Origin of the sequence: Protofrankia sp. CiP1_Cm_nod1, assembly GCF_920888515.1 — a bacterium.
Classification (GTDB): Bacteria; Actinomycetota; Actinomycetes; order Frankiales; family Frankiaceae; genus Protofrankia.
Window position 1 is genome coordinate 1 of record NZ_CAKKTM010000267.1, and the last position, 5,615, is coordinate 5,615.

Annotated in this window: 3 rRNA genes; all 3 read right to left on the reverse strand. The window is 59.5% G+C overall.

Annotated elements, in window-relative coordinates:
* Positions 1-132: 132 nt before the first annotated feature.
* Positions 133-249 (reverse strand): 5S ribosomal RNA (rrf, locus tag NBX02_RS12295).
* A gap of 69 nt (positions 250-318) precedes the next feature.
* Positions 319-3,401: ribosomal RNA gene (locus NBX02_RS12300) — 23S ribosomal RNA — on the reverse strand.
* A 431-nt stretch (positions 3,402-3,832) separates the two neighbouring features.
* A 16S ribosomal RNA gene (locus NBX02_RS12305) occupies positions 3,833-5,342 on the reverse strand.
* Together the 16S, 23S and 5S rRNA genes form the textbook arrangement of a ribosomal RNA operon.
* Between the last annotated feature and the right edge of the window lie 273 nt (positions 5,343-5,615).

Consider the following 5,615-nt stretch of genomic DNA (forward strand, 5'->3'; position numbering starts at 1 on the left):
GCCGGTACCTCACCGCGGCCGGGGGCGGCACCTCGACCACCAACAGGTTCCCACGGGGGTTCCCGTAGAGGTTTCCCCGCACAGCAAGGAGGGGCCACCCGAAACCGGGCAGCCCCTCCCCACCACAACCAAGTCCGGCAGCGACCTACTCTCCCACGCGGTCACCCACGCAGTACCATCGGCGCAGAAGGGCTTAGCTACCGGGTTCGGAATGGAACCGGGCGTTTCCCCTTCGCTATAACCACCGAAACACTCACCAGAATACAACCGGAAACCGGCCATACCCCCAGAACCACACAGTGGACGCGCAACACCTTCGAGGACAAGCCCTCGGCCTATTAGTACCGGTCAGCTCCATACGTTACCGTACGCCCACCTCCGGCCTATCAACCCGATCATCTACTCGGGGGCCTTACCAGGTTCACCCTGTGGGAGACCTCATCTCGAAGCAGGCTTCCCGCTTAGATGCTTTCAGCGGTTATCCCTCCCGAACGTAGCCAACCAGCCGTGCTCTTGGCAGAACAACTGGCACACCAGAGGTTCGTCCGTCCCGGTCCTCTCGTACTAGGGACAGCCCTTCTCAAGTCTCCTGCGCGCGCGGCGGATAGGGACCGAACTGTCTCACGACGTTCTAAACCCAGCTCGCGTACCGCTTTAATGGGCGAACAGCCCAACCCTTGGGACCTACTCCAGCCCCAGGATGCGACGAGCCGACATCGAGGTGCCAAACCTTGCCGTCGATATGGACTCTTGGGCAAGATCAGCCTGTTATCCCCGGGGTACCTTTTATCCGTTGAGCGACGGCGCTTCCACCAGCCACCGCCGGATCACTAGTCCCTGCTTTCGCACCTGCTCGACATGTCTGTCTCACAGTCAAGCCCCCTTGTGCACTTGCACTCGACACCTGATTGCCAACCAGGCTGAGGGAACCTTTGGGCGCCTCCGTTACTCTTTAGGAGGCAACCGCCCCAGTTAAACTACCCACCTGACACTGTCCCTGATCCGGATCACGGACCGAAGTTAGACACCCAATTCGACCAGAGTGGTATTTCAACAGCGACTCCACCGAAACTGACGTTCCGACTTCACAGTCTCCCACCTATCCTACACAAGCCGAACCGAGCACCAATATCAAGCTATAGTAAAGGTCCCGGGGTCTTTCCGTCCTGCCGCGCGTAACGAGCATCTTTACTCGTAATGCAATTTCGCCGAGTCTGTGGTTGAGACAGTAGGAAAGTCGTTACGCCATTCGTGCAGGTCGGAACTTACCCGACAAGGAATTTCGCTACCTTAGGATGGTTATAGTTACCACCGCCGTTTACTGGCGCTTAAGTTCTGAGCTTCGCACCGAAATGCTAACCCGTCCCCTTAACGTTCCAGCACCGGGCAGGCGTCACTCCGTATACATCGTCTTACGACTTCGCACGGAGCTGTGTTTTTAGTAAACAGTCGCTTTCCCCTGGTCTCTGCGGCCACTATCCGCTTCGGGGGCACAGCCCCTACACGGACAACGGCCCCCCTTCTCCCGAAGTTACGGGGGCATTTTGCCGAGTTCCTTAACCACAGTTCACTCGCTCGCCTTGGTATTCTCTACCTGACCACCTGTGTCGGTTTCGGGTACGGGCGGCCCTGACACTCGCTAGAGGCTTTTCTCGGCAGCATGGGATCATCCACTTCACCACAATCGGCTCGGCATCAGGTCTCAGGCACACAAGACACGGATTTACCTATGCCTCGCCCTACACCCTTGCCCCAGGACAACCACCGCCTGGGTTGGACTACCCTCCTGCGTCACCCCATCGCTTGCCTACTACCAGCCGGGATCCCGCGCTCCCCACCCCCTGCCCGAAAGCAGGACATGGCTCGGACGGTTAGCACGAACCGGGTTCAGCATGGGCGCGTCAGCGCCGGTACGGGAATATCAACCCGTTATCCATCGACTACGCCTGTCGGCCTCGCCTTAGGTCCCGACTTACCCTGGGCGGATCAGCCTGCCCCAGGAACCCTTAGTCATTCGGCGGACGGGATTCTCACCCGTCATGCGCTACTCATGCCTGCATTCTCACTCGTGTAGCATCCACGGCTGGGTCACCCCGCCGCTTCACACGCCACACGACGCTCCCCTACCCATACACACACGTGTGTATGCCGCAGCTTCGGCGGTGCGCTTGAGCCCCGCTACATTGTCGGCGCAGAACCACTTGACCAGTGAGCTATTACGCACTCTTTCAAGGGTGGCTGCTTCTAAGCCAACCTCCTGGTTGTCTCCGCGACTCCACATCCTTTCCCACTTAGCGCACGCTTAGGGGCCTTAGCTGGCGATCTGGGCTGTTTCCCTCTCGACTACGAAGCTTATCCCCCGCAGTCTCACTGCCACGCTTCACTTACCGGCATTCGGAGTTTGGCTGACTTCAGTAAGCTTGTAGGCCCCCTAGGCCATCCAGTGCTCTACCTCCGGCAAGAAACACGTGACGCTGCACCTAAATGCATTTCGGGGAGAACCAGCTATCACCGAGTTTGATTGGCCTTTCACCCCTATCCACAGCTCATCCCCCAGGTTTTCAACCCTGGTGGGTTCGGTCCTCCACACGGTCTTACCCGCGCTTCAACCTGGCCATGGATAGATCACTCGGCTTCGGGTCTTGGACATGCGACTCAAACGCCCTGTTCGGACTCGCTTTCGCTACGGCTCCCCCACAAGGGTTAACCTCGCCACACATCGCAAACTCGCAGGCTCATTCTTCAAAAGGCACGCGGTCACAGGGGCACGCCCCCGCTCCCACGGATTGTAAGCACACGGTTTCAGGTACTATTTCACTCCCCTCCCGGGGTACTTTTCACCTTTCCCTCACGGTACTCGTCCGCTATCGGTCACCAGGGAGTATTTAGGCTTAGCGGGTGGTCCCGCCAGATTCACACGGAATTTCACGGGCTCCGTGCTACTTGGGAAAACGCTCAGGAGACGCCATGCTTTCGCCTACGGGACTCTTACCCTCTACGGCAGCCCATTCGCATGGCCTTCGACTAACACGACGCTTTCTCACTCCTCGACGGATCGGCAGACCCGCCCGAACGCTCCCACAACCCCGACCACGCAACGCCTGCCGGCTCTCACACGCCATCGGTTTAGCCTCATCCGCTTTCGCTCGCCACTACTCACGGAATCACGGTTGTTTTCTCTTCCTGCGGGTAATGAGATGTTTCACTTCCCCGCGTTCCCTCCACGCGCCCTATGTGTTCAGGCGCGGGTGACAGGATTTCAAGCCCTGCCGGGTTTCCCCATTCGGAAATCCTCGGATCATAGCTCGGTTGACAGCTCCCCGAGGCATATCGCAGCCTCCCACGTCCTTCATCGGCTCCTGGTGCCAAGGCATCCACCGTGTGCCCTTACTAACTTGGCCACAAAGATGCTCGCGTCCACTGTGTAGTTCTCAAGATACAGACGGCCCCACCCACCCCGCCACGGCCCACCAGCACCCGGCCGGCAGTCCCACGACAGCAGATGGTCCGCACACGCAGACAACCCCACCAGACACCACCCCCACCAGCAGGTGAGAACCAGCATCCAGCAGAACCGCCCACAAGGAAGCACCCTCACTCCCTCAGGACCCAACAGCGTGCCACGTAGACCCCCCCGGCCCCACCAGACCCGTTCCACCCCCACCCCCACACGGAGGACAAGGCGTACTAGACATCCAGCAGCAGCCAGACAAGACCCAACCAGTCAGTGTTCCACGCCATAGAGCACCAGGCCGGCCTGAACATCCGGCACTGGCCCCTGGACACCCAACCCCCCACAGAGGGGCCGGCCGGGCGCCAGAACGCTCCTTAGAAAGGAGGTGATCCAGCCGCACCTTCCGGTACGGCTACCTTGTTACGACTTCGTCCCAATCGCCGGTCCCACCTTCGACGGCTCCCCCCACAAGGGTTGGGCCACCGGCTTCGGGTGTTACCGACTTTCGTGACGTGACGGGCGGTGTGTACAAGGCCCGGGAACGTATTCACCGCAGCATTGCTGATCTGCGATTACTAGCGACTCCGACTTCACGGGGTCGAGTTGCAGACCCCGATCCGAACTGAGACCGGCTTTTTGGGATTCGCTCCACCTCACGGTATCGCAGCCCATTGTACCGGCCATTGTAGCATGTGTGCAGCCCAAGACGTAAGGGGCATGATGACTTGACGTCATCCCCACCTTCCTCCGAGTTGACCCCGGCAGTCTCCTATGAGTCCCCGACATTACTCGCTGGCAACATAGAACGAGGGTTGCGCTCGTTGCGGGACTTAACCCAACATCTCACGACACGAGCTGACGACAGCCATGCACCACCTGTGCAGAGCCCTTACGGACCCCGTATCTCTACGAGATTTCCCTGCATGTCAAGCCTTGGTAAGGTTCTTCGCGTTGCATCGAATTAAGCCACATGCTCCGCCGCTTGTGCGGGCCCCCGTCAATTCCTTTGAGTTTTAGCCTTGCGGCCGTACTCCCCAGGCGGGGCGCTTAATGCGTTAGCTGCGGCACGGAGGCCGTGGAAGGTCCCCCACACCTAGCGCCCAACGTTTACGGCGTGGACTACCAGGGTATCTAATCCTGTTCGCTCCCCACGCTTTCGCTCCTTAGCGTCAGTACCGGCCCAGAGACCCGCCTTCGCCACCGGTGTTCCTCCTGATATCTGCGCATTTCACCGCTACACCAGGAATTCCAGTCTCCCCTGCCGGACTCTAGCCTGCCCGTATCGACTGCACGCCCGGAGTTGAGCCCCGGGATTTCACAGCCGACGTGACAAGCCGCCTACGAGCTCTTTACGCCCAATAATTCCGGACAACGCTTGCACCCTACGTATTACCGCGGCTGCTGGCACGTAGTTGGCCGGTGCTTCTTCTGCAGGTACCGTCACTTTCGCTTCGTCCCTGCTGAAAGAGGTTTACAACCCGAAGGCCGTCATCCCCCACGCGGCGTCGCTGCGTCAGGCTTCCGCCCATTGCGCAATATTCCCCACTGCTGCCTCCCGTAGGAGTCTGGGCCGTGTCTCAGTCCCAGTGTGGCCGATCGCCCTCTCAGGCCGGCTACCCGTCGTCGCCTTGGTAGGCCATCACCCCACCAACAAGCTGATAGGCCGCGGGCCCATCCCGAGCCGATAAATCTTTCCACACCACCAGATGCCCGGTAGTGTCATATCCGGTATTAGCCCCGGTTTCCCGAAGTTATCCCAGAGCTCGAGGCAGGTTGCCCACGTGTTACTCACCCGTTCGCCGCTAGGAACCGAAGTTCCCCGCTCGACTTGCATGTGTTAAGCACGCCGCCAGCGTTCGTCCTGAGCCAGGATCAAACTCTCCGTTGCTGTCTACTATCACAACCATCCACCAGCCCCCGCAGGCTTACACAGCCCGCGAACAACCAGCCGGACGGAGCGATGACATGAAGAGAACCCAACCTACACGGCTGGGCCGACCCCGACATCGACAGAAGATCCGTAGATCATCCTGTCGTGCCAAAGGAATTACATAACCGTCGTACCAGGCACCAGCAGACCCCTAATAGCCTGACAGCACCCGACACGGACGGGATTCATGGCACTGACTTTCGGCACGCTGTTGAGTTCTCAAGGAGCAAG